Source organism: Mycetocola sp. 2940 (genome assembly GCF_040548835.1).
Taxonomy (GTDB): domain Bacteria; phylum Actinomycetota; class Actinomycetes; order Actinomycetales; family Microbacteriaceae; genus Mycetocola_A.
Window position 1 is genome coordinate 307,153 of sequence record NZ_JBEPSK010000002.1, and the last position, 24,018, is coordinate 331,170.

A 24,018-nucleotide genomic window follows, 5' to 3' on the forward strand; every position below is an offset into this window, starting at 1 on the left:
ATCCGCCATGCCAGCAATCGTGATCGTCGGCGCCCAGTGGGGCGACGAGGGCAAGGGAAAGGCAACCGACCTTCTCGGCAGCCGGATCGACTACGTCGTGAAATTCAACGGCGGTAACAACGCGGGCCACACGGTCGTCGTCGGGAACGAGAAGTACGCGCTGCACCTGCTGCCGTCAGGCATTCTCACGCCGGGTGTGACCCCGGTCATCTCAAACGGTGTCGTCATCGACCTCGAGGTGCTGTTCCATGAGCTCGAGGCGCTGACTGCGCGCGGTGTCGACGTGTCGCGGCTGAAGGTGTCGGCCAATGCCCACGTCATCACGCAGTACCACCGCACGCTCGACAAGGTCACGGAGCGGTTCCTGGGCAAGCGTCAGATCGGAACCACCGGGCGGGGAATCGGGCCGGCGTACGCCGACAAGATCAACCGGGTCGGGATCCGGATCCAGGACCTGTTCGACGAGAACATCCTGCGGCAGAAGGTCGAGGGCGCGCTCGACGTCAAGAACCACATGCTGCTCAAGATTTACAACCGCCGCGCCATCTCGGCTGACGAGATCGTCGACGACCTGCTGTCGTACACCGACCGGCTGCGCCCGATGGTGGCTGACACCGCCCTGGAGCTGCACCAGGCGCTCGAGCGCGACGAGATCGTGCTGTTCGAGGGCGGCCAGGCGACGATGCTCGATGTCGACCACGGAACCTACCCCTTCGTCACGTCGTCCAACGCGACATCCGGTGGGGCGGCGACCGGTTCGGGTATTGCCCCTAACCGCATCGACCGGGTCATCGCGATCGTGAAGGCCTACACGACCCGGGTCGGTGCCGGTCCGTTCCCGACCGAGCTGTTCGACGCGTCCGGCGAGCACCTGCGTTCGCGTGGTTTCGAATTCGGGACGACGACCGGGCGGCCACGTCGAGTCGGTTGGTACGACGCCCCGATCGCGCGCTACTCGGCGCGGATCAACGGCGTCACCGACTTCGTTCTGACGAAGCTCGACATCCTCGATGAGCTCGAGACCATCCCGGTGTGCGTCGCCTACGAGGTCGACGGCGTCCGCCACGACGAGATCCCCGTGTCGCAGTCGGACTTCCACCATGCCACCCCGATCTACGAGGAGTTCCCGGGCTGGCAGCAGGACATCTCCGGATGCCGCCGCTTCGAAGAACTGCCCAAGAACGCCCAGGACTACGTGCTCGCCCTCGAGGCGATGAGCGGGTCACGCATCTCGGCGATCGGCGTCGGCCCCGGCCGTGAAGCGATCGTTGTGCGTCACGACCTGATCGACTAGAACGGCGCGGGGTCTCCTGCGGAGTCGCCTGAGGCATCCGCTTCGGGAATCTGGACCGCGGCACCGGCCTCGGGCTCCCGCCGCGCCTCGTCCGTGACCGCCGACTCTGCGGCCGCAGTGTCTTCGGTTTTGGTGTTCCGCGGCTGGAACGGCCGGACCTCGTTCTCTGGAAGGGTGAGGTACTCGCGCCCGCTTGGGGACGTCCAGCGGAGGTTGCCTCCGCCAATCTGTTCCACCTTCCAGGTGGTGTCGTGTTTCAGGCGATGGTGTTTGGGGCACAGCATCGCCAGGTTGTCGAGTTCGGTGGCGCCGCCGAAGTAACGATCGAACGTATGGTCGACGTCGCAGAACACGGCGGCGCAGTTGCAGCCCGGGAAGCGACATCGTTGGTCACGGTAGCCGAGGAACTGTCTCATCCTCTTGGTCGGTTTGTAGCGTTTGGTGCCCCACGACACGGCGGCGCCCGTTTCTGGATCGGTCAGAACCCGGGTGAACGATGTCGCCTGGCCGACCAGCCGGCGGGCGGTCTCGATGTCGACCGGCCCGTAGCCGTCGAGGGTGGCCGGCTCGTCGCTCCGGCCTAGCAGGGACAGGATCGGGACCGTGATCGTGACATTCGGCTTGACCCGCCGGAACGCTGCGCCCGGTTCAGCGCCGGCGGTGCCGGTCGTTCCTGCCTGACTCGGGGCGCCTGGAGCGGGCGTCGTCGACGGCACGTCACCATGCAGGCCAGCGAACAGTGCGTCAGCGCACACGTCGGCATCGAGCTGACTCACGGTACGGGACTCGGCGGGACCCTGCAGACTCACCGATTGTGTCCGGATCGAGGTGAAGAGCGCCCCGGCAACGGGTGCCGTCGTGTAGAGGTTGAGCCAGGCCATGCCGTCTCGGGCGGGAACGTACTCAATTCTGCGGTCGGTGGCGGACTTCTCACGCCGGGCGACAGCCGACTCGGGGCGTAGGCGCTCACGAAGAGTTCGCGCCTTGTGGCTGAATCGGGCGGGCGTGAGGTTGCGCGCGAAGGGGAGGGCGGCTTGTTCGAGTTGCGCCGTGGCATCCGGGTCAAGGGTGGCGATCTGATCGATCAGAAGCTGGGCGTGGCGGTACGAGATCTCACCCTCTCGGAGCGCCGCAAGGGTGAGCGGCAGACGGTTCATCAGCGCTTCGCTCTCATCGATCAGCGTGATCGCCGTGCGCTCTGGAATGCGGAGTTCGCACGCGACCTCGGCCACGAAGGCGCGGCGGGCGAGATCCTGTCGCTGTGCTGGGGAGAGATTCTTGCCGACCGTGATCACGGCTGCTTCGGTCATGAGCGCGACGCGCCGGGCCTGATCGATAAACTCGGCCTTCCAGGCGGACTGCCGGGCGCTGAGGCGATCAATCTGCGAAACACACGCGAGTAGCGAGCCAGACGCGTCGGCGATGAGCGCGGCGGTTGTGGGTTCAGTCGACTCTTCGTCGTCTGGTGTTTCGTCGGGGACAGCGCCTGTGCTTTCCATACCCCAAGTCAACACCAGACCACCGACATTAGTTCGAGTCTCGCATCCCCTCAGCGACGCGCGACTCGAACGTCAGTTTGCGGATGATCCGCTATCGATTACCAGAAATGTGCGACGTCGACGACGAGACGGCTTCCGGTGCCCGGTCCGTCCAGAATGAATGTCCGGAACGGCAGGCGTGCACGCACGCCGAGCGCGAATCTTGTCTGGGCTTCATGGGTGCCGGCGTAGGCGACCTGACGGAAGGTCGAGTACCCCGTCACATTGACGAGCTCACTCTCGTTGCGCGGGAAGTACGTCTGCGGCATGTCAGGGCCGCCATTCCATGCCGTCGCGACAACTTGCAGGTCGCCCGAGCCGCGCACGGGAACCGGGATACCGGATGCGTCCTCAAGAACAACGGGGACATATCGAACGTCATATCCCTGCAGGTCGCCATACACATCGATAACGAGCCGGTCGAAGCACGGATGCTGTCCGCTGCGGACGTTCGCGATCGATGCATTCGCGGATCCCGTGAGATCGCTCTTGGCGAGTGATCCCCAGTAGATACCGCAGTACGGCGCTGCGGTTGCGGCAGGACCGGTCGACACAAGGAACACTGCGCCGAGCAGCATGCTGATCAATAGTGCTAAGGAACGCTTCATTGCGATCCACTTCTCCCTTTAGTTGGTTCTGAGCCCCCTCAGCGCAGATGATACGCCGGAGATTCCACCGTGGGGAGATGCGAATTATTACGGTTCGGGTGTCAGTGCGCAAGGCCCGCAGGACGTCAGCGAACCGTGACGTCGTACGCCAGGTGGACCGTTGCTTCCTTGCAGGCGTCCTGGTTGACGGACTTGTTGCTGAAGCCGATCGAGGCGCCCGCGAAGGTGGTCGCCTGGCCGCTGGTGAGACCGCGGTCGACCGGCATGTCCGGCGCCGGGAGGACGTAATCGGTGGCGTCGCAGCTGCCTTCGACGGCGCTGGCGGCTTTCGAGACGTCGACGATCCGGACCGTTACCGACTCAATGTGAAGAGCCACCCCGCCCGTGTTCGTCACGATTCCCTCGATTGCCACAGGGGCGATCCCAGGAGCCATCCCGACCATGGTCGACGTCTGTTCGACGGCGACCGACATTCCCGTTGCCGGGTTCGCGGCGCACTGGGATGTCGCAGCCTGCGCGGGGGGAGCGGCGACGGTCCCGATGCCGAGGAAGGCGATGACGATAAGGGCTCCGGCAGCGCCCGTGCCGTGTCGGCCGCGCTTGCTACCCCCGCGGCGACGCCTTCCGAGAAGAAGAAACAGCAGACCCAGGACGACGAGGGCTACGGCGCTGAGGATCAGCACGGGCGAAATGGATCCGCCCGTCGTGGCGAGTACGGTGCAGGGCACCAGCGACGCATCCGCTGTCGAGTGCATCAGGAACCTGTGCTTTCAGGGGAGGGATCGATGGCGACCAGGGGTTCGTTCGCGACCACCGGTTCAGTGACGGGCGGGGCCGCCTGGGGTTCGATGGGGGACAGCACGGGCGTCGGCTCCGTCGCCGGTGTCGGCTCCGTTCCGAGAGCAGGTGCAGGTGCAGGTGCAGGTGCAGGTGTGGGTGTGGGTTCGACTGTGGGGACCAGTGCCGCCACCGGTGCTTCGGTGGGCGACGGCGCGGGTGCGGAACGCGCTGTGGACGTGGTGGAGGTTGTCGTCGTCGTCACAAAGTTCGCAGAGTTCGGCGCGCTGAAGCTGACCTTCTGCTTCGCGATCAGGGTTCCGCTGATGGTGGCGGCGGTGATCTCGGGTGCTCCGGCTTTGGTGTCGCCGTGGAAGAAAGCGACAGATGAAGAGTTGGCGAGTATCGTCACCGTCGTTGTTGCGGTGCCAGCATATGTCGCAGCGAAGACCGGGACATTCTTTGAGTCAGAGGAAAGATTGATAACGATGTCGCTCGTTGCGATGACCGCGTTGCCGAATCTGTCCTGGAACTGCAAAGTGATGGGCCCGACCGTCGCGCGGCTCGGGTTCGTCGCCGCACCGTTGGCCTGTGCTGAGATGAATGCGAGTGTCGAGCCGGCTGCGGCGGTCACGGTGGCAGTCTGCGAAGCGGACAGGAGCCCCGTTCGTGCGGTGATCGTTGGCGTGCCCGCTGTCCGGTCGCCGTAGTAGAACGTTGCGGCAAACGATCCGGCCGGAATCGTCACGCTTGTGACGGCAGGCCCTCCCAGGGCCGCGGAGAAGATTTTTGTTCCCAGGGAACTTGACGTGAGCGTCACAACTGCGCCCCCTGATGGAGCGGCCATTGGAACGCCGGAGTCGTCCTGCAACTCGACGGTGATCGGGCCCAGGTTGGCGACGTCGGACGCCTGCCCGGACACCGCAGGGGTGAGGAAGACGAGCTTCGTGGCGACGGGGCTGGTCACTGTGACTGATCCGCTTGAGATGCGACTCGCGGTCCAGGAACGGAACCCCGCGGTGACCGTGTACGTGTATGTTCCGTCGGGCACGCTGACGTCGGTGCAGGATGCAGTGGTGAGCAACACGGTTCGGCTCGAACCACACGCGGCCGTTGTTACTCCACCGGTCGTTCGGGTTACGAAGTATCCCGAGGGCGTTGGGGATCCGGCGGATGGGGTCCAACTGACATCCACGTCCCCGGAACTCGCAATGGGCACTGTGACGCTCGCTGGTGCGAGGAGTGTCCCAGTTGCGGCTCTGGTGCTGGCGGTGCCGGCAGACTTCCAATAGGCCGACGCCGGCGCGACGTTCCCGAATATCGTGACCAAAAGGAAGACACTCAGGGTGGCTGCCAGGGTTCCAGCTCTCAGCGCGCGGCGAAGCATGGGAGTGCGATGGGGGCCATGCGACGAGTGGCTGCTGAGTACGGAAGACATTGAACCTTCTTGGTCAGATTCGTGTGCGATGAGGTGAAGAGCGCCCCCGGTGGGCAGCCAACCAAGATGGTGGCGGCTCACCGGGAGCATCAGCGGAGGAGATCGACTAGCTGGCGGTGATGACCAGGGGAACGGTCACACCCTTGCAGGCGTCCTGGACTTCGGAAAGGTTGTTCATTGCAACAGTGAAGGAACCGGTGACCTTGCCACCGGCAGCGATTTCACCCTTTGCGATCGTGGCGGCACTGACGGTGTAGTCACCGGCATCGCAAGTGTCGCTGCTCGTCGTGCTGGTAACGCCAACCCACTTGGGGTCGACCGACACGACAACCGAGGTGAGCTGCTGGAGGCCGGTACCCGGGTTGGTGACGGTGAAGTTGTGGGTCTGCGCGGCGCCGCCCGGCGTGAGCGGGTTCCCAACCGTCGTGGTTGCGGCAACAACGAATGCTTCGGTTGTTCCCGTCGCGGCGCTTCCCGTGCCCTCGCCAGCGGCGGTCCAGTAGGCGAATGCTGCGCTTCCGCCGCCGGCCACGAGGAGGGCTGCGGTGGTGATCGCGATGAGCTTCTTGCGGGACTTGATCTTGGCCATGAGAGATTCCTTTTTGGGTAATGCGCTGATGCGCGCTCTTGGCACCTTTCGGCGCCTTCTTGGTGATAAGCATCCGGTCGTGGCCTCAGGATTGACCCCCGTTCACCCTCAAACGTTGCTCAGGATCAGTCCGATCCCCTCGTACAACATCTGGAAGCCCGGAAACTCGCGGATCTCGACTATTACGAGTCACCCACAATGGGGATACGCCGATGCTGCCGGAGGTTCTCGAACTGCTCGGGCGGGGCCCGCCTCTTGCGAGGATCTTGAGCTTTTCCTGCGACGACGCCTGAGTCATGACGCAGCGAGACACCGGGCATGTCGAATGCCGCGAGCGCCGCTAGAGTGGCATCAGTTCGATTCGATCGAAACTTGAGGGCGCTCACTGGAGTGCACAGCACGTCCGGGGGGAAACCGCACCACATGGCAGAAGACATACGCCGCACCGCCGTGGTCATCGAAGATGACTCCGACATCCGCGGACTGGTCGAAACCGTCCTGCGCCAGGCTGGTTTCGAAGTCACATCCACCGCGAGCGGCACCGAAGGCGTCGAACTCGTTCGCGACAAGAAGCCGACCATCGTCACCCTCGACATCGGCCTCATCGACATCGACGGTCTCGAAGTCGCCCGCCGCATCCGCCTCTTCACCGACTGCTACATCGTCATGCTCACCGCGCAGTCCGACGAAGCAGACCTGCTCTTCGGTCTCGAGTCCGGCGCAGACGATTACGTCATCAAACCGTTCCGGCCCCGCGAACTTCGCGCCCGCATCGAGGCGATGCTCCGTCGCCCACGCATCACCAACACGTTCGACACGGATGCTGCGCCAGCCGCCCCGGCGACGACACCGATCCCCGTGACCCAGCCGGCACCAGCACCCGAGGCACCGGCAACCGACGAACTCGTCTACGCCCACAACGGCCTCGTGCTCAACGCAGACACCCGAACCGTCGAACTCGAGCGCGTCGAGTTGGAGCTGACCCGAACCGAGTTCGACCTGCTCCGCTCGCTCCTGCACAGCAGGCGCCGGGTGCGTTCGAAAGCCGATCTCGTACGCGAACTGCGGGATGAGGCGTACATCGCCAACGATTTCGTCAGCGAATCGGAGGAGCGCTCGATCGAGGTGCACTTCGCGAACTTGCGCCGCAAGCTGTCAGACGACCCCAAGCATCCGCGCTGGGTCGAAACGGTGCGTGGCGTCGGTTACCGGCTTCCGCCCGAACGGGACTGACTCAGGCGGCCAGTCCGCGGTTGCGAGCCGCTGCGAGCGCGACGCGGGTCTCGTTCCCGACCGCCCGTACTGTTTCGAGCAGTACCGCTGCCTGGTCGAGCCGGCCCGAGCGGGCCATCGATTCCAGTTCGCCGCCGCAGTGGGACAGCCACGCGGCGCCGACCATCTCACTCGCTACCTTGATGCTCAACGCACAATCGAGGACGGCGTCGCTGTCTCCGGCGGAGATGCTCGCCTCGGCGCGAAGCAACCGCTCCGGCCAGTGCTGGAGGAACGCGTCGACGAAGCCGTCGAGCGCTGTCTCATCCTGGTCGAGTTCCGCAAGTAGGTCGTCGAGCGCAGTCAGGTCGAGAAGGGGCGGATGCCCGGTGACCTCAGGAGCGGGCGTGGTGTTGAGGGGGGAGTTCACCACGGTCCTACTCCTGAAGTTAATCACCGGGCATCGGCCCGAAAGCGGTATTCGGGTTGCCGCTTGTGAAAAGCATCGCCCCCGATCATCAGGATTTCGGGTCGCCCAAGCTCAAGGTTTGCCTAAGGTGTGACACCAGTTCGGGGGGTCCGAAGCTGCGCAATCAACGCGACGTCACTTCCGAGAACCGGCGGATGGCCAGCGGCACGAAGATCATCAGGATCACGACGACACCGATCATCACAGCAAGAGCCGGGTTCTGCTGCACCCACCTGTCACCGACCGGTGTTCCCGGCGGCACATTGCCGAAGAGTTCACGAGCGGCCTGCACCAGCCAGGTGACTGGGTTCCACTCGGCGATGAGCCGCAACGGCGGCGGAAGGGTCTCGGCCGGAACGAACGCGTTCGAGATGAACGTGAGGGGGAACAGCACGAGGAACGACACGTTGTTGATGACTTCGGGGCTGCGCACCATCATTCCGAGGAACGCCATGACCCACGACAACGCGTAGGCGAACAAGAGAAGGATGGCGACGCCCGCCACCGCTTCGATAAAGCTGGATCGGATCCGCCAGCCGACGACGAACCCGGTCGCCATCATCACACCCATCGAGATGCTGTTCACGAGGAGGTCGCCGTTCGTCCTGCCGATGAGGACAGCCGATTTGGTCATCGGCAGCGTGCGGAACCGGTCGATGATGCCGTCCTTGAGGTCCTGGGCCATCGCCGACCCGGAATAGGTCGAGCCGAACACAACGGTCTGCGCGAAGATCCCCGCCATGATGAACTCGGTGTAGGTGCTGCCGGGAATATCGATGACACCGGCATAGACGTACGTGAACAGCAGCACGAACATGATCGGCTGCAGGGTGGTGAACACGAGGATGTCCGGCACCCGCTTGATCTTGATGAGGTTCCTGCGGGTGGTGATCCAGCCGTCGTTGAACCAGCGCGTGACAGGGCCAGGCCCCGCTGCGGCATCCGTCCGAATCGCCGTCGACGCGGTCACTGTGCCTTCTCCTTCACGGTTTCGTCCTCGACAGCTGCGGTGGTGTGCCCGGTCAGCCGCAGGAACACGTCGTCGAGGGTCGGTCGCCGCATACCCGCGTCGAAGAGGGCGACGTTCTGCTGCTCGAGGTCGCGCAGAACGAGCTGCAGTGCCTCCGGGCCGCTCGCCACGCTGACGGTGACCGTGCGCGAGTCGTTCGACACGGCAGGTTCGGCAGTGCCATAGCGGCGCAGGACCTCGACGGTGGCATCGGTGTCATCGGAGGTGACGAGGTTCAGTTCCACCCTCTGGCCGCCGACGGATGCCTTCAACTCGTCGGCGGACCCCCTTGCGATCACCTTGCCCTCGTCGATGACGTTGATATCGTCGGCGAGCTGGTCGGCTTCCTCGAGGTACTGGGTCGTGAGCAGCACCGTCGAGCCCTCGTTCACCAGTGAGCGGATGATGTCCCACATGCCCAGCCGGCTCCGCGGGTCGAGCCCCGTGGTCGGTTCGTCGAGAAAGAGCACCTCCGGCTGCGTGACGAGGGCGCCGGCCAGGTCGATGCGCCGCCGCATGCCGCCGGAGAAGCCCTTCACCGGCCGGTTCTGCGCCTCGGACAAGTCGAAGAGGTCGATGAGTTCCTTCGCCCGCGCCCGCGATGCGCGCGCACCGAGGTGGTAGAGCCGGCCGACCATGTCGAGGTTTTCGAAACCGGTGAGGTTCTCATCCACGGCGGCGTACTGGCCCGACACACCGATGATCGGCCGGATCGCCTCCGGCCGGCGCAGCACGTCGATACCGCCGATCGTCGCCGTGCCACTGTCTGGAATGATGAGGGTCGTCAGCACCTTCACCGCCGTCGTCTTGCCCGCACCGTTCGGCCCGAGAATGGCGGTGATGGTGCCGCGCGGCACGGAGAGGTCCAGGCCGTCCAGTGCGTGCACCGGCTGAGCGCCCTTGGGTGTGTATGTCTTTGTGAGGCCCGTGGCCTCGACGAAATTCATCCTCCGACGGTACTTACCCGACCCGCACCGGTCAACAGGGCTCAGGCGAGAAAATCAGACGACGCTGAAACCCTCGGGCAGCGGCTCGCGGCCCGTCAGAGCCATCAGCACCTGCTCGCCGTCGCCTTTGCGGGCGGCGATGCCGGCGGCCAGCGCGGCGGCCTCTTCGATCAGGTCCGGGTCGAAACGGGCTACCTGCCCGGTGGCGCGGGCGATGTCGATCGAATGCACGACGAGTTCGAACACCCGCGTCCGAAGGTATTCCGCGATCGGGATTCCCATCCCGCCGAGCGACACCAGGCGTGACGGCTCCTGCGCCAGGATCAGGCCGAGCGCTTTCTCCTTGAGCTCCTCGATGCGGGCGACCTGGTCGTCGCCGAGCGCGATCCCTGCGTCGACCCCGCGCTGGGCGATGGCTTCCGGGTTCGTGTACACGAGGTAGATCTGTCCGTAGTAGTCACCGGCGGTCTCCATGTCGACCTGGTTCGCCGGGTCGAGTTCGAGGTAGTCGCAGACGGTAATCAGTGCGCGGGCGGTGTGGCCGACCAGCGAACGCACAGTCCACACTCCGAGCCCGTGAGTCTCCCACTGGTCGGTTCGGATGCCACGGACGAGGCCGACGAAGACGTCGGCGGCGCGGGAAAAACTCGAGGCTGTGCCCATGGTCCCCATGCTTGCACGAACTGCTGCCAGACTGAAAGGCATGGCACAACTCGAGGTATCCAATCCTTTTTTCTGGCTCGGGTCGTACACCGAGGACGCCGGCCGGTCCGGTGCTGGGATCACCGCACTCCGACAGGAAGACCGGGGCACGCTGCATCCGCTGTCGTCGTCGGCGCTCGACTCGCCGTCGTTCGTCGCCACCCATCCCACTTTGCCGGTCGTGTACGCCGCACTCGAGTACTCGGGTACGGTCGCGGCCCTCGCCCGCCGCGGCGAATACGGCCTCGTGCCGCTCGGCAAACCGATCGAAGCCGGCAAAGCGGTCTGCCAGCTCACGGTGACCCCCGATGGCTCGGCCCTCATCGCGAGTTGTTACGGCGACGGACGGATCGTCGTCTACGCGCTCGCGGCCAACGGCTCGTTCGCCGCCGACGGTGTCGTCGCGGACGCCTCGAACGATCCGTACGGCAATCCGCTCGCCGCGCAGGCGGCGTCTGAGGAGCCCGTGGACTTCGGCGACGACCCGTTCGCCGAGCTTGCTCTCCGCAAGGCGGTGACGGATGCCGCCCTCGACCGTCAGTCGCGCGCCCACGCCTCCCTCGTGCTGCCGGAGGGCCGCATCGCCACGACCGACCTCGGCCACGACACCGTGCGGATCTGGGGCCGCAGCGGCACGCGACTGTCGCTGAGCCAGGAGATCGTCCTGCCGTTCGGCGTCGGACCGCGCCACCTCGTCCTGCATCCGTCAGGCCACGTGCACCTCATCACCGAATACTCGAACGAAGTCTTCACGCTGGGGCGGGGCGATGACGGGAGATGGCGGGTCGTGGCATCCGTCCTCGCGACGGCGGATTCGATCGAGGAGGGCGACAACGCCTCGGAGATCAGCCTCGCAGCGTCGCGCGACCAGCTGCACGTGTCGATCCGCGGCACGAACCGGGTGGCGACCCTCGCGATCACGGGTGACGGATCGACCTTGCGCGCGGTCGCCGATGTGGACAGCGGCGGCAACTGGCCGCGGCACCACGTCGAGTCGGGTGAGCTGCTTCACGTCGCCAACCAGCGGTCGGGCGAGGTGTCGAGTTTTCGGCTCGACGCCCGCGGTGTGCCGTCGAAACGGATCGGGTCGATCGAGGTCGGGTCGCCGACCTGCCTTGTCCGGGCGCGTCTGTAGGCGGTGTCGGTGCCTGCTGCGATTCCCGAACCGGCGCCGCTGGTCGGCAGGTTCATCCGGCTCGACCCGATGACGCGCGACGACATCCCCGGGCTGTTCGACGCGATCGCGGTGCCCGAGGTCTTCGCCGGCGGCTACGGGGGAGGGCTCGCCAGGTTGCCTCGCGACCTCGAGGCATTCGCGGGTTTTGTCGCCGGGTACTACAACAGGGGAAGCAACCAGTCGTTCACCATCCGCATCGTCGGTGGCGACGCCGACGGCCGTATCGTCGGCACCTCCACCCTCGGCGACTTCGACGAAGTGAACGAGCACGCCCACCTCGGCTGGACCGCCTACAGTCCACGGGTGTGGGGGTCGGCAGTCAATGCCGAAGCGAAGCTGCTGCTGCTCGGCCGTGTCTTCGGCGCGGGATTCGGGCGGGTGAAGATCCAGGCCGATGAGCGCAACGAACGGTCACGCGCCGCGATTTCCGGGATCGGCGCCACCTTCGAGGGCCTGATCCGCCGGGACATGAGGCGCGCCGACGGCAGCTGGCGCACCACCGCCCAGTTTTCGGTGATCATCGACGACTGGCCTGCCGTCCGTGCCGGGCTCGAAGCCCGGCTTGCCCGGCAGCACGGACCTGTCGTGCCGCGCCTGACCTGAACCGGCAGGAACTCGCGGTGTCGTGACCGAAATCCGCCAGTGGCTTCGCGGCAGAGTCGCTAGATTGGCGGGGTGACCACCTCCAGCACCACCGGGCGCGCCGCTGCGTCGACGCCGACCGCGGGCGCCCAGCCGCGCATCGTGCTCCAGTTTCTCGCGATGGGGCTGATCTGGGGTGCCAGCTTCCTCTTCATGAAGGTCGCGCTCGAGGGCGTCTCATTCGGTCAGGTGGCCTGGACCCGCATCATGCTTGGCGCCCTCACCCTCGGCATCATCGCCGTGGTGACCCGGGCCCGCCTGCCCCGCCAGCCGATCGTCTGGCTGCACTTCACGGTCATCGCGGTCACCTTCTGCGTCGTGCCGTACCTCCTGTTCGCGTGGGCAGAGCAGTACATCTCATCCAGCCTGGCCTCGATCCTCAACGCCGTGACTCCGATCACGACGGCGATCATGGCGACGCTCGTCTTTCGGGTGGAGAAGCTCAACTGGGGCCAGGTCCTCGGCGTGATCGTCGGCATGGTCGGTGTCGTCGTGATCGTGGCCCCGTGGCAGGTCGGCGCGCTCCTCGGCGACTGGCGCGGCCAGCTCGCCTGCCTGGGAGCGGTGACCTGTTACGGCTTCGCGCTCGGCTACCTCCGCAAGTTCCTGGCGCCGTATCGCGTGCCGTCGATCACCTCCGCGTTCATGTACATCGGCCTCGCCGCCGTGATCATGCTGGTCCTCACCCCGGTGGTGGCGTGGCATCCGGTTCAGCTGGATGTCTGGGTCGTGCTCAGCCTTGTCGGGCTCGGAGCTCTCGGCACCGGGGTCGTCTACATCTTCAACATGAATGTGCTGACGGCGTGGGGCCCGACGGCGACGAGCGGCGTCACGTACGTCACGCCGGTCGTCGGTGTGATCCTCGGCGTACTGCTCCTGCACGAATCGCTGGGCTGGCATGAGCCGATCGGCGCCGTGCTCGTGTTCCTCGGCATCCTGCTCACTCAGCAGCGCATCCGGCTGCCCCGCCGGGCGGCAGCCGGGTAGCACGGCTTGAGAGTGCGCAAATCGACCTGAAATCGGACTACGGCTCGATTTGCGCAGATCGAACCGAGGTCGCGACGCCACGCACGCTCGCCGCCGGGCAACGGGGGCAAGGCGGCGGAGCGGTACATTGGAGGCATGGCCGAGAACGACGTATCAGCAGAGCTCAGCAGTCTTCGACGCAGCATCGACAACATCGATGCCGCGCTCATCCACATGCTCGCCGAGCGGTTCAAGGCGACGCAACAGGTGGGGACCCTCAAAGCGGAACACGGTTTGCCCCCGGCCGACCCTGAGCGGGAGAAACGCCAGATCGCCCGGCTCCGCGGCCTCGCCGAGGAGGCACACCTCGACCCGGCGTTTGCCGAGAAATGGTTCAACTTCGTCGTCGCCGAAGTGATCCACCACCACGAGCAGATCGCCAACGGCCACCGGTGACCTGGGACCCGGCGCGGCTCCCGTCCCAGCACGGGCGCGTCGTCGCCGTGACCGGTGCCAACGCCGGGATCGGGTTCTGGACCTCGTTCGCGCTCGCCGGCGCCGGGGCATCCGTGATCCTGGCCTGTCGGAACCTGGAGAGAGCGGATGCCGCGGTGCGCGCCATCCGTGCCCGCGTACCCGATGCGGATCTCTCGGTGCTGCACCTCGACACGGCCGACCTCACGTCGGTGCGCGCAGCCGGGGAGCACCTGGCCGGGCTCCCGCGGCTCGATGCGCTCGTGAACAACGCGGGAATCGTGCACCCGCCGTCGCGTCGCGTCGAGACCGCAGACGGGCTCGAACTCGTCGCCGCCACCAACTTCTTCGGTGCCTTCGCGCTCACCGCGTTTGCGTTCCGCGCGCTCGAACGGACAGCGGGTTCGCGCGTCGTCTCGCTGGGCAGCATTGCCAGCAGGCTCGTGTCCCTGAGGGCCGACGACCTGCAGCTGAACCGCCGCTACTCCGGCTGGCAGGCCTACGCCCAGTCGAAGATCCTGCTGTCGTCGTTCGGGTTCGAACTCGAGCGGCGCCTGCAGGAGCGGGAGAGTGGCATCCGTTCTCTCGTCGCCCACCCGGGCTATTCGATCTCGGGTCGCACCCCGCCGGTGCCGGGCGTCAACGAGCCGGGTCGGGCGAAGCGCTTCGTCGACACGCTGCAGGCCCCGTACACGCAGGGCAAGAACCGCGGTGCTGAGCCGGTCCTGCGCGCGGTCACCGACCCGGATGCCGCGGGCGGCTCGTTTTTCGGCCCGCGCTTTCTGGTGAAGGGCTCGCCCGTCGAGGCCCGGCCGGCGCGAGTCACGACCGACGAACGCGTCGCCCGGGTGATCTGGGCTGAGGCCGAGGTCGCGACGAGGGTGCCGTTCCTGTAGCGGCGGGACGCCCGGCGTGATGCTCCGTCGCGATCCGCTCGCGCGATCCGCTCGCGCGGGTCTTTCGGTGCTGCGCGGGTGCAGTAACACCCGCGCAGGCCCATTCGACCCGCGCGCCACGGTGGGAGGGCCCTTCGGGCCGCATCGGGTCGTGCAGATCCGGTTCACGCGGGTCGGACCCGCGGATCCGGCCCGCGGGTCTGGCCCACGGGTCTGGCTTGGGGATGCCGCGCGGGTCTTTCGGTGCTGCGCGAGTGCAGTAACACCCGCGCGCGCCCATTCGACCCGCGCGCCACGGTGGGAGGGCCCTGGGGCCGCATCGGGTCGTGCAGATCCGGTTCATGCGGATCCGGCCCGCGGGTCTGACCCGCGGATCCGGCCCGCGGGTCGGGCCCACGGACCGGGCCCGCGGGTCTGGCCCACGGGTCTGGCTTGGGGATGCCGCGCGGGTCTTTCGGTGCTGCGCGGGTGCAGTAACACCCGCGCGGGCCCAGGCGACCCGCGCGAGCCTGAGCCGGCGCCGGGTCCAGCAGCAGCCGAGCTACGCCGTGCGCGGCACCAGCTGCCGCACCGACACCGTCCGCGACCTTTCGATGGCCAGGGTGGTCGCCGCCAGCGAACCCGCAGTCCAGAGCAGCAGCCCGACGATCGCGGCGCCGAGCCCGCCACCCGAGATCACGACGGTGTGGAAGGCGTTGACGGCCGGCTGTACGGGCAGGAAGGTGAGCGTCGCATCGAGAGCGGCGGGTGCCGTTGCGATGATGCTCGTGCCGATGAGCACCAGGGCGACGATCATCGCGAGGAACCGGCCCGCGCCCCCGAACACGGCGTTGAGTGCCTGGTTCACGGCGGCGAAGGCGACCCCGGTGAGGGCGGCGACGGCGGCGAACCCGACCCAGCCCCCGGCATCCAGGTCGAGGAGCGGCTGGAGGATCGCGGCGACGAGGACGCCCTGCAAGGCCCCGACCCCGGCGGCCGGCGCCCAGGCCCTGATCGCCAGCAGTGCCGACGGGCGTGTCGACCCGAGCGCACCGAGCGGCCTGGCCCTGAGCACGATGAGGCTGGCGAACGCCCCGAGCCACAGGGCCAGCGCCGCATAGAACGGGACCCCCGCCGTGCCGAACGAGAGGGCGTCGCCGCCGTTGGTGACAACGGGCTGGGCGACCACCTCGGCGAGTGTCGTCCGCTCTGATTCGCTGTAGCTGGGCACGGCGTCGACGGCTTCGGAGAGACCCGAGGTGAGGCTGTTCACACCCTCCGCGACGCCGGCGGCGCCTTCTGAGAGGCCGGCTGTGCCGGCGCTCAACTCGGAGACTCCGTCGGCAAGCTGTGATGCGCCCGAGTTGAGCACCAGTCCACCGTCGGCGAGCGACGAGGCACCGGATGCCGTGTCGCCGATTCCCGCGGTCAGGGGGGTGAGGCCGGCGGCAAGTGCGCCGATCCCGCCGGACACGGCGTCAGCCCCCGCTGCGAGTTCGCCGGGGGTGGCGATGGCACCGATCGTCCCAGCCGAGACGGCCGCGTTGGTCGCAGCGGTGGTCAGCGACGAGCACAGGGAGCTTGCCGGGTCGGTGGTGCACGCCTCCGTCGCCAGAGCCGTCAGATCGGCGGTCTGGGTGTTCAGCGCCGTCGCCTGCCCGGCGAGCGCGAGTTGCAGCTGGTCGATGCCGTCGGCGATGCCTGCAGCGCCCGTCGCGAGCGACTGCGCTTGCGCCGGCAGCGCGGCGGTCTGCTCCTCGAGGGTGGTGAGCCCGGATGCCAGCGAGGACAGCCCCGCGGTCAGCTCCGAGACGCCCGTGGCGAGCCCGGAGGCACCGGTGGAGAGTCCGGTCGTTCCTGCGGCGAGGCTCGAGGCACCCTCGGCGAGGGTCGTCGCCCCGGTGCCGAGTTCGGCGGCGCCGCCAGCAGCCGTGCCCAGCTGGTCGCCGAGCGTGTTGAATCCGACGTAGATGTTCTCGAGGTATGAGGTGGTGAGTTCGTTGCCGACGAGTCCCGCGGCTGTCGTGGTGATCACCTGGCTGACGGCATCGTCGACGAGGCGGCTCTTGTCGCTCGTCGTGACGTCGATGGTCGCCTTCTCGGCGTCGGACGCCTCGCCCGAGAACGAGGTCGCTGCCGCCGAGAAGTTCTCGGGAATCGTGACGACCGCAGCGAACTCGCCGGTGCTGAGGCCATCGACGGCGTCGTCCTCGTCAGTGAGCACCCAGGTGTAATTGGTGTCGGATGCTCCGCCGACGAGTCCGGCGGCGAGCTGGCGCCCGAGCGGCACCGTCTGGCCCTCGAGTTCCACAGGAACGTCCTGGTTGACGATGGCCGCCTTCACCGAGTCGAGGCGTTCAGCCGGATTCCAGAACGCCCACACCAGCACGCCGGCGACGACGAGCGGCACAAGGAGGATGCCGACGATCGACAGCCAGGTGACCCGTCCGGAGGCGCGGGCGGATTCGAATCGTGACAGGGGCGTGCTCATGCGGGTACCTCTGCTTCGTGCGACAGGTCGGAGGGGAGAAGGGCGACGCGCTCAGCGCCGGCGGTGCCGGGAACGGCGTCGGAGAGCGTGTCGGGGGATGCGGTGCCCACGATGAGGGCAAGCGGGCGATCGCTTGCGAGCGCTCCGGCCTGCGCGTGCGAGAGCGCGTCGTGCAGGTTGCGGCGCGTGACGGCATCCGTCACGGTGTCGATGCCGTCGAGGGTCAGGATCCGCGGCGACTCACGCACCGCGTCGGTGATGGCGCGCACCGGGTCCATCGCCTCGCTGAGCGAGACGAACGCGACGCGGGAGCGAACGGATGCCGCCCGCACCGGCAACACGAAACCGGCGACTTTCAACCTGCCGGCGTCGGCGTGCATGCGGCCGGACAACGTCAGGAGCAGCGCCGTGACGCTCGCCTCACGGTCGCCGGAGACGACGAGGGTGCCGCCTTCCGGCAGAGCGGCGGAGACACCCTCGAAGAGCGGGGCCCGGGTTCCGGACAGGGTGAGTCCTTCGGCGCTGAGGATCTCGGCGGATGCCGCGGACGGCCAGTCGCGGAGTTCGATCTCGCGGTGCAGGCCCTCGCCTTCGACGTCGAACGACGGGAGCGCCCGGTCGAGCCACCGGGGGATCCACCAGGCCTTGTCGCCGAGCAGGTAGAGCACAGCGGGCACGAGGGTCATCCGCACGATGAAGGCGTCGATGAAGACACCGACGGCGAGGCCGAGCGCAATCGGCTTGATGTTCACGTCGCCCTCGGGAACGAAGGCGGCGAACACGGCGAACATGATGATCGCGGCGGCGGTGACGACCTTTGCCGAGCCGAGGAAGCCGGTCTCGATCGACGCGCGCGCTTTGCCGGAGTGGACGTAGTCCTCACGCATGCGCGCGACGAGGAAGACCTCGTAGTCCATGGCCAGGCCGAAGAGCACGCCCATGAGGATGATCGGCATGAAGCTGATCACGGGGCCTTCCTTGGCGACGTGGAGCGCGTCGGCGAACCAGCCGTACTCGAACACGAGCGCGACGATGCCGAACGACGCGGCGACGCTGAGCAGGTATCCCAGGGTGGCCTTGATCGGCACCCAGATCGACCGGAACACCATGGTCAGCAGAACGAGCGACAGGCCCACAACGATGAGCCCGAACGGAAGCAGGGCGTTGCCGAGTTTGTCCGACACGTCGATGCCGACAGCGGTGAAGCCGGTGACGGAGAGGTCGACGTCGTACTCGTCGACGAAGTAGTCGTGCATCGAACGGATCTCAGCCACGAGGGCCTTGGTCTCTTCGGAGTTCGGAGCGCTCTCCGGGATCACCTGGACGATGCCGGTGTCTGCTGTCGCGTTCGGCGTGGCCAGCGGAACCGCGGCGACGCCGTCGAGGGCTTCGATCTCACTCTTGAGGTCGGCCATGAGCCCGAGCGGGTCCGTCGAGGTGACGATCGAGCCCGTGACGATAAGGGGACCGTTGAACCCTTCGCCGAAGTTGTCGGAGACGAGGTCGTAGGTCACGCGGGCCGGGTCGTCCGACGGGAGTCCACCGGCATCAGGGAGGGCGAGGCGGAGCCCGAGGGCAGGGAGGGCCGCGAGGCCGAGCACGGTGACGACGGCGAGGATCGTGACGATGGGGAACCGGGTGACCGCCCGCACCCAGCCCAGGAAGAAGCGGTTGGGACGGTGGGCCGGCGGGGGAGTTTCGCCCTCGGCAGCCGGGGCTGCGTCGGCGTGTGCCTTGCGCGTCCGGCGCGTCGCCTTCGACGGCTTCGGACGCAGGCGATCGCCGGCGAAGCCGAGCAGGGCAGGGATGAGGGTGATCGAGATGAGCACGGCCACGCCGACGCCGACGGCAGCGGCGACACCCATGACGGTGAGGAACGGGATGCCCGCCACGCCGAGGCCCAGCAAGGCGATGATCACGGTCAGCCCGGCGAAGATCACCGCGGAACCGGCCGTTGCCGTGGCCCGCGCCGCGGATTCCTCGGCAGGGAGGTCGCCGCGGAGCTGCTCCTGGTGTCGCGAAATGATGAACAGCGCGTAGTCGATGCCGACCGCGAGCCCGAGCATCAGGGCGAGCATCGGCGTGGTCGAGTTGATCGAGGTGAACGCCGTCGCCAGGAAGATCAGGGCCATCGAGATGCCGACGCCGAGCAGGGCGGTGAGCAGTGGCATCCCGGCGGCGAGGAACGACCCGAAAGTGAGCAGGAGCACGAGGAGGGCGACGCCGACGCCGACGAGTTCCACGAGGCTGAGGGTGGGCAGGTTGGTGCTGAACAGCTGACCGCCGAGCGATGCGACCGCGCCGCTTGGGAGGGCCTCCTGCAGGTGGGCGACCTCGTCGCCGAGGGCCACCTTCGTCGCCTTGGTGATGTCGGCGGTTTCCCCGTCGAGCTGGATGCTGATGAGCCCGGCCGACGCGTCGTCGTTCACGGCACCGGTGACGTTCTCATCGAACGGCGACACGGCCTGCGCGACCTGGTCGAACTCATTGAGTGCGTCGACGGATGCCGCGATCGCGGCGGCCGTGTCGGCATCCGTCACGCGGTCCCCCTCGGGGGCGACGACGATGACCTGTGCCGTCGTGCCGCTCACCTGCGGGAATGTCGTCGAGAGTGAGTCGAGGGCGGCCTGCGATTCGGTCCCGGGGATGGAGATGGCGTTGTCCATGCCCTGGTTGAAGAGGAGCGCGCCTCCGCCGACGAGGGCCAGGATCAGGATCCAGGCGCCGACCACGATGCCGCGTGCGCGGAATGCCCATCGACCGAGGGAGTACAGCAATGACGACACGGGGGCTCCTGGGAGAAAGGGGAGGGCGGATACGCGACTGTATCCGATTCACAACTGTATCCGATTCACAACTGTATCGGATACACTGATGTATCCAAACGTTCCCAGTAAGGTGTCAGGATGCCCACCGAAATCCCCCTCGCCGAGTCGGCGCAGGTCGACAGCGCCCGTCGGCGAAAAACCCGGGACCGGCTGATGGACGCCGCCTATGAGGTCTTCGCCGACACCGGTGTGCACGCGGCATCCGTCGAGATGATCACCGAGCGTGCCGGTTTCACGCGTGGCGCCTTCTACTCGAACTTCGACACGAAGGAAGAGCTCTTTTTCGCCCTCGCCGAGCGGGAGAACCGGATCCGGTTCGAGCGACTGCAGGAGGGGGTCGACGCCATCCTGCCCGAACTCGACTCGACACCGCTGACCGGGGCGACGCTCGGCGAGGTCGTCATCCGGTTCCTCGAACTCCAGTCGGACGACCGGCGCTGGTGCGTCGTCCAGTCCGAGTTCAAGCTCCTGGCGATGAGGGACCCCGCCGTCGCGGCGAGCTACCTTGCCTACCAGCGGGACTTTCTCGAGCAGCTGGCGGAGCGCATCGATGGCGCCGTGCGCTCGGTGGGGCTCCGCTTCACGATGGACCCGATCGCGGCCATCGGCATCATCGTGAACGTGTACGAATCAGCGCTCCAGGAGGCCATCCTCGAAGGCGGCGACACCGACACGATTTCGGCCCCGCCCCTCGCGCGGTCCACACTGCCTGCCCTCGTCCACGCGCTCACCGAACCGCTCGACTGACGCCGCGGTCAGATCAGGCCGCGGAGAAGCTCCTCGGCGCTGACGCCTTCCTGCCGTGCCCGTTCGTGCAGCCGGATGTGCTCGTCGTCGGTGAGCCAGAGCGTGACCTCGTGCAGGTCGGGATCGTCGAGGGAGAACAGGGCGAGTTCGCTGTCCGGAGCGAGGGTGTCGTCTGGTGCTCCTGCGATCTCCGCGTCGGGGATCTCCGGTTCAGGAATCTCCGCGAGCGGTCGAGAAGCGGATGCCGCTTGCGAGACGCCGGCGACGGCATCCGTCTCGACGTCCTCCCGTGGCCAGCCCGGACCGTGCGGGATCGGCCGGCCCGCCTGGAACGCCTCGGAGACGGCGCGGGCGCGGGCATCGGCCGCCTCGTTCATGGGGTGGCCGGCGTGGCCGCGCACCCATTCGAATCGATAGCGGCGCCCGGCCATGACCTCGTCGAGTTCCTGGATGATCTCGAGGTTCATCACCGGTTTGCCGTCGCCCTTGCGCCAGCCCTTGGCCTTCCAACCGCGCATCCACTTGGTGACGGTGTTGATCACGTACTGGCTGTCGCAGAGCACGAGCAGGTCGTCGTCGAGGTGCGCGGTGGCGCGGAACAGCTCGAGCACGGCCTTGAGCTCGCCCATGTTGTTGGTGGCGTGCTTCCAGCCGCCGGCCTGCCAGTGCGCGTCGTCGACGTACCAGGCCCAGCCTGCGGGGCCGGGGTTGCCGAGGGCTGAGCCGTCTGCGGCAGCGGTGATCGTCATGATCTCAATCGTATCGATCCCCTCTGCTCGACAGGAGGATGTGACCGTTCTGCACGCTCAACAGGACGAAACGCCGGGTCCGACGCGGAGTTTCCTGCTGAGCGTCGTCGCCTTTTCGGTATCTCGCAGGGGATTTACGCGAACGCGGCCGGGAGGGTCGCCTGGTGCGTCGCGCGCAACTCGTCGACCGTTGCGGTGAACAGGTCCTGGATCTCCAGCGCCGGGGTCGCCTTGTCGGTCACGCCGATGCGAAGAACGGGGTAGTTGCGGCCCTCGCAGAGTCCGCGGAACTTGACGTCGTCCTCACGCGGCACCGAGACGAGCACGCGCCCGGTCGACTCCGAGAACAGGGCCGTCGCGATGTCGATGCCGTCCCGCTCGAGGATCTCGCCGAGCCACACCCGGGCACCGACGCCGAAGCGCATCACGCTCTCGGCGAGGGCCTGTGCGAGACCGCCGTCGGAGAGGTCGTGCGCCGACGCGATGATCGACGACTGGGAGCCGGCGTGCAGCAGGGCGGCGAGGTCCTTCTCACGGTCGAAGTCGACAGCGGGCGGGAGTCCGCCGAGGTGGTCGTGGATGGTGCCCGCCCAGGCCGACCCCGAGAGCTCCTCGCTCGTCACGCCGAGGAGGTAGATGTTGTCGCCCTCGTCCTGCCAGCCGCTCGGCACCCGGCGCGCGACGTCATCGATCACGCCGAGCACACCGACGACAGGGGTCGGGAAGATCGGGGTGTCGCCGGTCTGGTTGTAGAACGAGACGTTTCCGCCGGTGACGGGCACCTCGAGTGCGAGGCAGCCGTCGGACAGGCCCTCGACGGCCTGCGAGAACTGCCACATCACCTCGGGGTTCTCGGGCGAGCCGAAGTTGAGGCAGTCGGTGACAGCGGCGGGGACCGCGCCGGTGCAGGCGACGTTGCGGTACGCCTCGGCGAGGGCGAGCTTCGCGCCGAGCGACGGGTCGAGCTGGCAGTAGCGGCCGTTGGCGTCGGTCGCGATCGCGAACCCGAGCCCGGACTCCTCGTCGACCCGGATCATGCCGCCGTCGTCGGGGAAGGCCAGCGCCGTGTTGCCCATGACGTAGTAGTCGTACTGGTCGGTGATCCAGCTCTTGTCGGAGAGGTTCGCCGAGCCCAGCAGCGAGAGGAACTGCGAGCGGAGCGTCGCGGCATCCGTCGGTCGTTCCAGAGCGGATGCCGTGTCGGCCTGCAGCGCGTCGAGCCAGGCCGGGTAGGCCACGGGGCGTTCGTAGACCGGGCCGTCGACCGCAACGGTGGAGGGATCGACGTTCACGATCTCCTCACCGTGCCAGTTGATGATGAGGCGGCCGGTGTCGGTCACCTCGCCCATCACGCTGGTCTCGACATCCCACTTGGCAGTCACAGCGAGGAAGCCCTCGAGCTTGCCCGGTTCGACGACGGCCATCATGCGTTCCTGGGACTCGGACATGAGGATTTCCTCAGGCGTGAGCGACGGGTCGCGGAGCAGCGTGTTGGAGAGTTCGATGAACATGCCGCCGTCGCCGTTCGCGGCGAGCTCGCTCGTGGCACAGGAGATCCCGGCGGCACCGAGGTCCTGGATGCCCTCGACGAGCTTCTGCTTGTACAGCTCGAGGCAGCACTCGATGAGCACCTTCTCGGCGAACGGGTCGCCGACCTGCACGGCGGGACGCTTGGTCGGGCCGGCCGCGTCGAACGAATCGGACGCGAGGATGGACGCGCCGCCGATGCCGTCGCCGCCGGTGCGGGCGCCGAACAGCACGATCTTGTTGCCGATGCCTGACGCGTTGGCGAGGTGGAGGTCCTCGTGGCGGAGCACGCCGACCGAGAGAGCGTTGACGAGCGGGTTGCCCTGGTACACCTTGTCGAAGTAGGTCTCACCGCCGATGTTCGGCAGGCCGAGGCAGTTGCCGTAGAACGAGATGCCGCTCGTGACGCCGTGCACGACCCGAGCCGTGTCGGGGTCGTCGATCGCACCGAAGCGCAGCTGGTCCATGACGGCGACCGGGCGGGCGCCCATCGAGATGATGTCGCGGACGATACCGCCGACGCCGGTTGCAGCGCCCTGGAACGGCTCGATGTAGCTGGGGTGGTTGTGGCTCTCCACCTTGAACGTGACGGCCCAGCCCTCGCCGATGTCGACGACGCCCGCGTTCTCGCCCATGCCGACCATGAGGTTCTTCTTCATCGTCGGCGTGACTTTCTGGCCGAACTGCTTGAGGTAGATCTTGCTCGACTTGTACGAGCAGTGCTCGCTCCACATCACCGAGTACATGGCGAGCTCGCCCGACGTCGGGCGACGGCCGAGGATCTCCTTGATCTTCTCGTACTCGTCTGGCTTGAGTCCGAGAGCCGCGTACGGCTGCTCCTTCTCGGGAGTGGCCAAGGCAATCGAGACGGTGTCGGCAACAGAGGTTGCGGGGGTGTTCACGAGGGGGAGGCTCCTAGATCGAGGGGTGCCGGATACCTCGATTCTATCCGGGGAACG

22 protein-coding genes are annotated in these 24,018 nt (G+C 67.1%); 10 read left to right on the forward strand and 12 right to left on the reverse strand.

What is annotated here, in order from left to right:
- The first annotated feature begins 7 nt into the window (after window positions 1–7).
- Complete coding sequence (locus ABIE24_RS03870; RefSeq protein ID WP_354496999.1) at window positions 8–1,294, forward strand: adenylosuccinate synthase; 1,287 nt, start codon at window positions 8–10, stop codon at window positions 1,292–1,294.
- Here the strand turns inward: ABIE24_RS03870 and ABIE24_RS03875 are convergent.
- The 3 genes from ABIE24_RS03875 to ABIE24_RS03885 form a co-directional block, all read right to left on the reverse strand.
- Window positions 1,291–2,793, reverse strand: a complete 1,503-nt coding sequence (locus tag ABIE24_RS03875; RefSeq protein ID WP_354497001.1) for an HNH endonuclease signature motif containing protein — start codon at window positions 2,791–2,793, stop codon at window positions 1,291–1,293. The genes ABIE24_RS03870 and ABIE24_RS03875 overlap by 4 nt on opposite strands.
- Window positions 2,794–2,891: 98 nt before the next feature.
- Window positions 2,892–3,440 (reverse strand): AMIN-like domain-containing (lipo)protein, encoded by a 549-nt coding sequence (locus ABIE24_RS03880; RefSeq protein WP_354497003.1) that lies wholly within the window; start codon window positions 3,438–3,440, stop codon window positions 2,892–2,894.
- A 125-nt stretch (window positions 3,441–3,565) separates the two neighbouring features.
- Window positions 3,566–4,195: an LAVTG motif-containing sortase-dependent surface protein gene (locus ABIE24_RS03885; RefSeq protein ID WP_354497005.1), complete on the reverse strand. Its 630-nt coding sequence runs from the start codon at window positions 4,193–4,195 to the stop codon at window positions 3,566–3,568.
- Between the two features lie 255 nt (window positions 4,196–4,450).
- On the opposite strand from ABIE24_RS03885, the gene ABIE24_RS03890 reads away from it, so the two are divergent.
- Window positions 4,451–4,927: a hypothetical protein gene (locus tag ABIE24_RS03890; protein ID WP_354497007.1), complete on the forward strand. Its 477-nt coding sequence runs from the start codon at window positions 4,451–4,453 to the stop codon at window positions 4,925–4,927.
- A gap of 99 nt (window positions 4,928–5,026) precedes the next feature.
- A complete protein-coding gene (locus ABIE24_RS03895; protein ID WP_354497009.1) occupies window positions 5,027–5,509 on the forward strand; it encodes a hypothetical protein in 483 nt (160 codons plus the stop codon).
- A gap of 252 nt (window positions 5,510–5,761) precedes the next feature.
- On the opposite strand, the gene ABIE24_RS03900 is transcribed toward ABIE24_RS03895, so the two are convergent.
- Entirely contained in the window at window positions 5,762–6,244 is a 483-nt protein-coding gene (locus ABIE24_RS03900; RefSeq protein WP_354497010.1) for a hypothetical protein, read from the reverse strand.
- 423 nt (window positions 6,245–6,667) lie between these two features.
- Between ABIE24_RS03900 and ABIE24_RS03905 the strand changes: the two genes are divergently transcribed.
- Window positions 6,668–7,477: a response regulator transcription factor gene (locus tag ABIE24_RS03905; RefSeq protein WP_354497012.1), complete on the forward strand. Its 810-nt coding sequence runs from the start codon at window positions 6,668–6,670 to the stop codon at window positions 7,475–7,477.
- A gap of 1 nt (window position 7,478) precedes the next feature.
- On the opposite strand, the gene ABIE24_RS03910 is transcribed toward ABIE24_RS03905, so the two are convergent.
- The 4 genes from ABIE24_RS03910 to ABIE24_RS03925 form a co-directional block, all read right to left on the reverse strand.
- The gene (locus tag ABIE24_RS03910) at window positions 7,479–7,889 is read right to left on the reverse strand and encodes an Hpt domain-containing protein (RefSeq protein WP_354497014.1); all 411 of its coding nucleotides are present in this window, start codon (window positions 7,887–7,889) and stop codon (window positions 7,479–7,481) included.
- 160 nt (window positions 7,890–8,049) lie between these two features.
- The gene (locus ABIE24_RS03915; RefSeq protein WP_502916234.1) at window positions 8,050–8,895 is read right to left on the reverse strand and encodes an ABC transporter permease; all 846 of its coding nucleotides are present in this window, start codon (window positions 8,893–8,895) and stop codon (window positions 8,050–8,052) included.
- Window positions 8,892–9,881, reverse strand: a complete 990-nt coding sequence (locus ABIE24_RS03920; protein ID WP_354497016.1) for an ATP-binding cassette domain-containing protein — start codon at window positions 9,879–9,881, stop codon at window positions 8,892–8,894. The genes ABIE24_RS03915 and ABIE24_RS03920 overlap by 4 nt, the downstream gene beginning before the upstream one ends.
- Before the next feature lie 54 nt (window positions 9,882–9,935).
- A complete protein-coding gene (locus tag ABIE24_RS03925) occupies window positions 9,936–10,544 on the reverse strand; it encodes a maleylpyruvate isomerase family mycothiol-dependent enzyme (RefSeq protein ID WP_354497018.1) in 609 nt (202 codons plus the stop codon).
- Window positions 10,545–10,584: 40 nt separating this feature from the next.
- On the opposite strand from ABIE24_RS03925, the gene ABIE24_RS03930 reads away from it, so the two are divergent.
- The 5 genes from ABIE24_RS03930 (at window position 10,585) to ABIE24_RS03950 (ending at window position 14,738) form a co-directional block, all read left to right on the forward strand.
- Window positions 10,585–11,718, forward strand: coding sequence for a lactonase family protein (locus tag ABIE24_RS03930; RefSeq protein WP_354497020.1), 1,134 nt, complete (start codon window positions 10,585–10,587; stop codon window positions 11,716–11,718).
- A 9-nt stretch (window positions 11,719–11,727) separates the two neighbouring features.
- Complete coding sequence (locus tag ABIE24_RS03935) at window positions 11,728–12,363, forward strand: GNAT family N-acetyltransferase (RefSeq protein ID WP_354497022.1); 636 nt, start codon at window positions 11,728–11,730, stop codon at window positions 12,361–12,363.
- Window positions 12,364–12,435: 72 nt separating this feature from the next.
- On the forward strand, window positions 12,436–13,389 hold the full coding sequence (locus tag ABIE24_RS03940; protein WP_502916235.1) for a DMT family transporter: 954 nt from the start codon (window positions 12,436–12,438) through the stop codon (window positions 13,387–13,389).
- Between the two features lie 135 nt (window positions 13,390–13,524).
- Window positions 13,525–13,824: a chorismate mutase gene (locus ABIE24_RS03945; RefSeq protein ID WP_354497024.1), complete on the forward strand. Its 300-nt coding sequence runs from the start codon at window positions 13,525–13,527 to the stop codon at window positions 13,822–13,824.
- On the forward strand, window positions 13,821–14,738 hold the full coding sequence (locus ABIE24_RS03950) for an SDR family NAD(P)-dependent oxidoreductase (protein WP_354497026.1): 918 nt from the start codon (window positions 13,821–13,823) through the stop codon (window positions 14,736–14,738). The genes ABIE24_RS03945 and ABIE24_RS03950 overlap by 4 nt, the downstream gene beginning before the upstream one ends.
- Window positions 14,739–15,279: 541 nt before the next feature.
- Here ABIE24_RS03950 and ABIE24_RS03955 read toward each other — a convergent pair.
- Together ABIE24_RS03955 and ABIE24_RS03960 are read right to left on the reverse strand one after the other, a co-directional pair.
- Window positions 15,280–17,208 (reverse strand): YhgE/Pip family protein, encoded by a 1,929-nt coding sequence (locus ABIE24_RS03955; protein ID WP_354497028.1) that lies wholly within the window; start codon window positions 17,206–17,208, stop codon window positions 15,280–15,282.
- Complete coding sequence (locus tag ABIE24_RS03960; RefSeq protein ID WP_354497030.1) at window positions 17,205–19,994, reverse strand: MMPL family transporter; 2,790 nt, start codon at window positions 19,992–19,994, stop codon at window positions 17,205–17,207. Before ABIE24_RS03960 ends, ABIE24_RS03955 begins: the two co-directional genes overlap by 4 nt.
- Window positions 19,995–20,114: 120 nt before the next feature.
- Between ABIE24_RS03960 and ABIE24_RS03965 the strand changes: the two genes are divergently transcribed.
- Window positions 20,115–20,783, forward strand: a complete 669-nt coding sequence (locus ABIE24_RS03965) for a TetR/AcrR family transcriptional regulator (protein WP_354497032.1) — start codon at window positions 20,115–20,117, stop codon at window positions 20,781–20,783.
- Window positions 20,784–20,791: 8 nt separating this feature from the next.
- Here ABIE24_RS03965 and ABIE24_RS03970 read toward each other — a convergent pair whose 3' ends face one another.
- Together ABIE24_RS03970 and purL are read right to left on the reverse strand one after the other, a co-directional pair.
- Complete coding sequence (locus ABIE24_RS03970; RefSeq protein WP_354497034.1) at window positions 20,792–21,532, reverse strand: RNase H family protein; 741 nt, start codon at window positions 21,530–21,532, stop codon at window positions 20,792–20,794.
- 134 nt (window positions 21,533–21,666) lie between these two features.
- Entirely contained in the window at window positions 21,667–23,961 is a 2,295-nt protein-coding gene (gene purL / locus ABIE24_RS03975) for a phosphoribosylformylglycinamidine synthase subunit PurL (protein ID WP_354497036.1), read from the reverse strand.
- Window positions 23,962–24,018 lie beyond the last annotated feature (57 nt).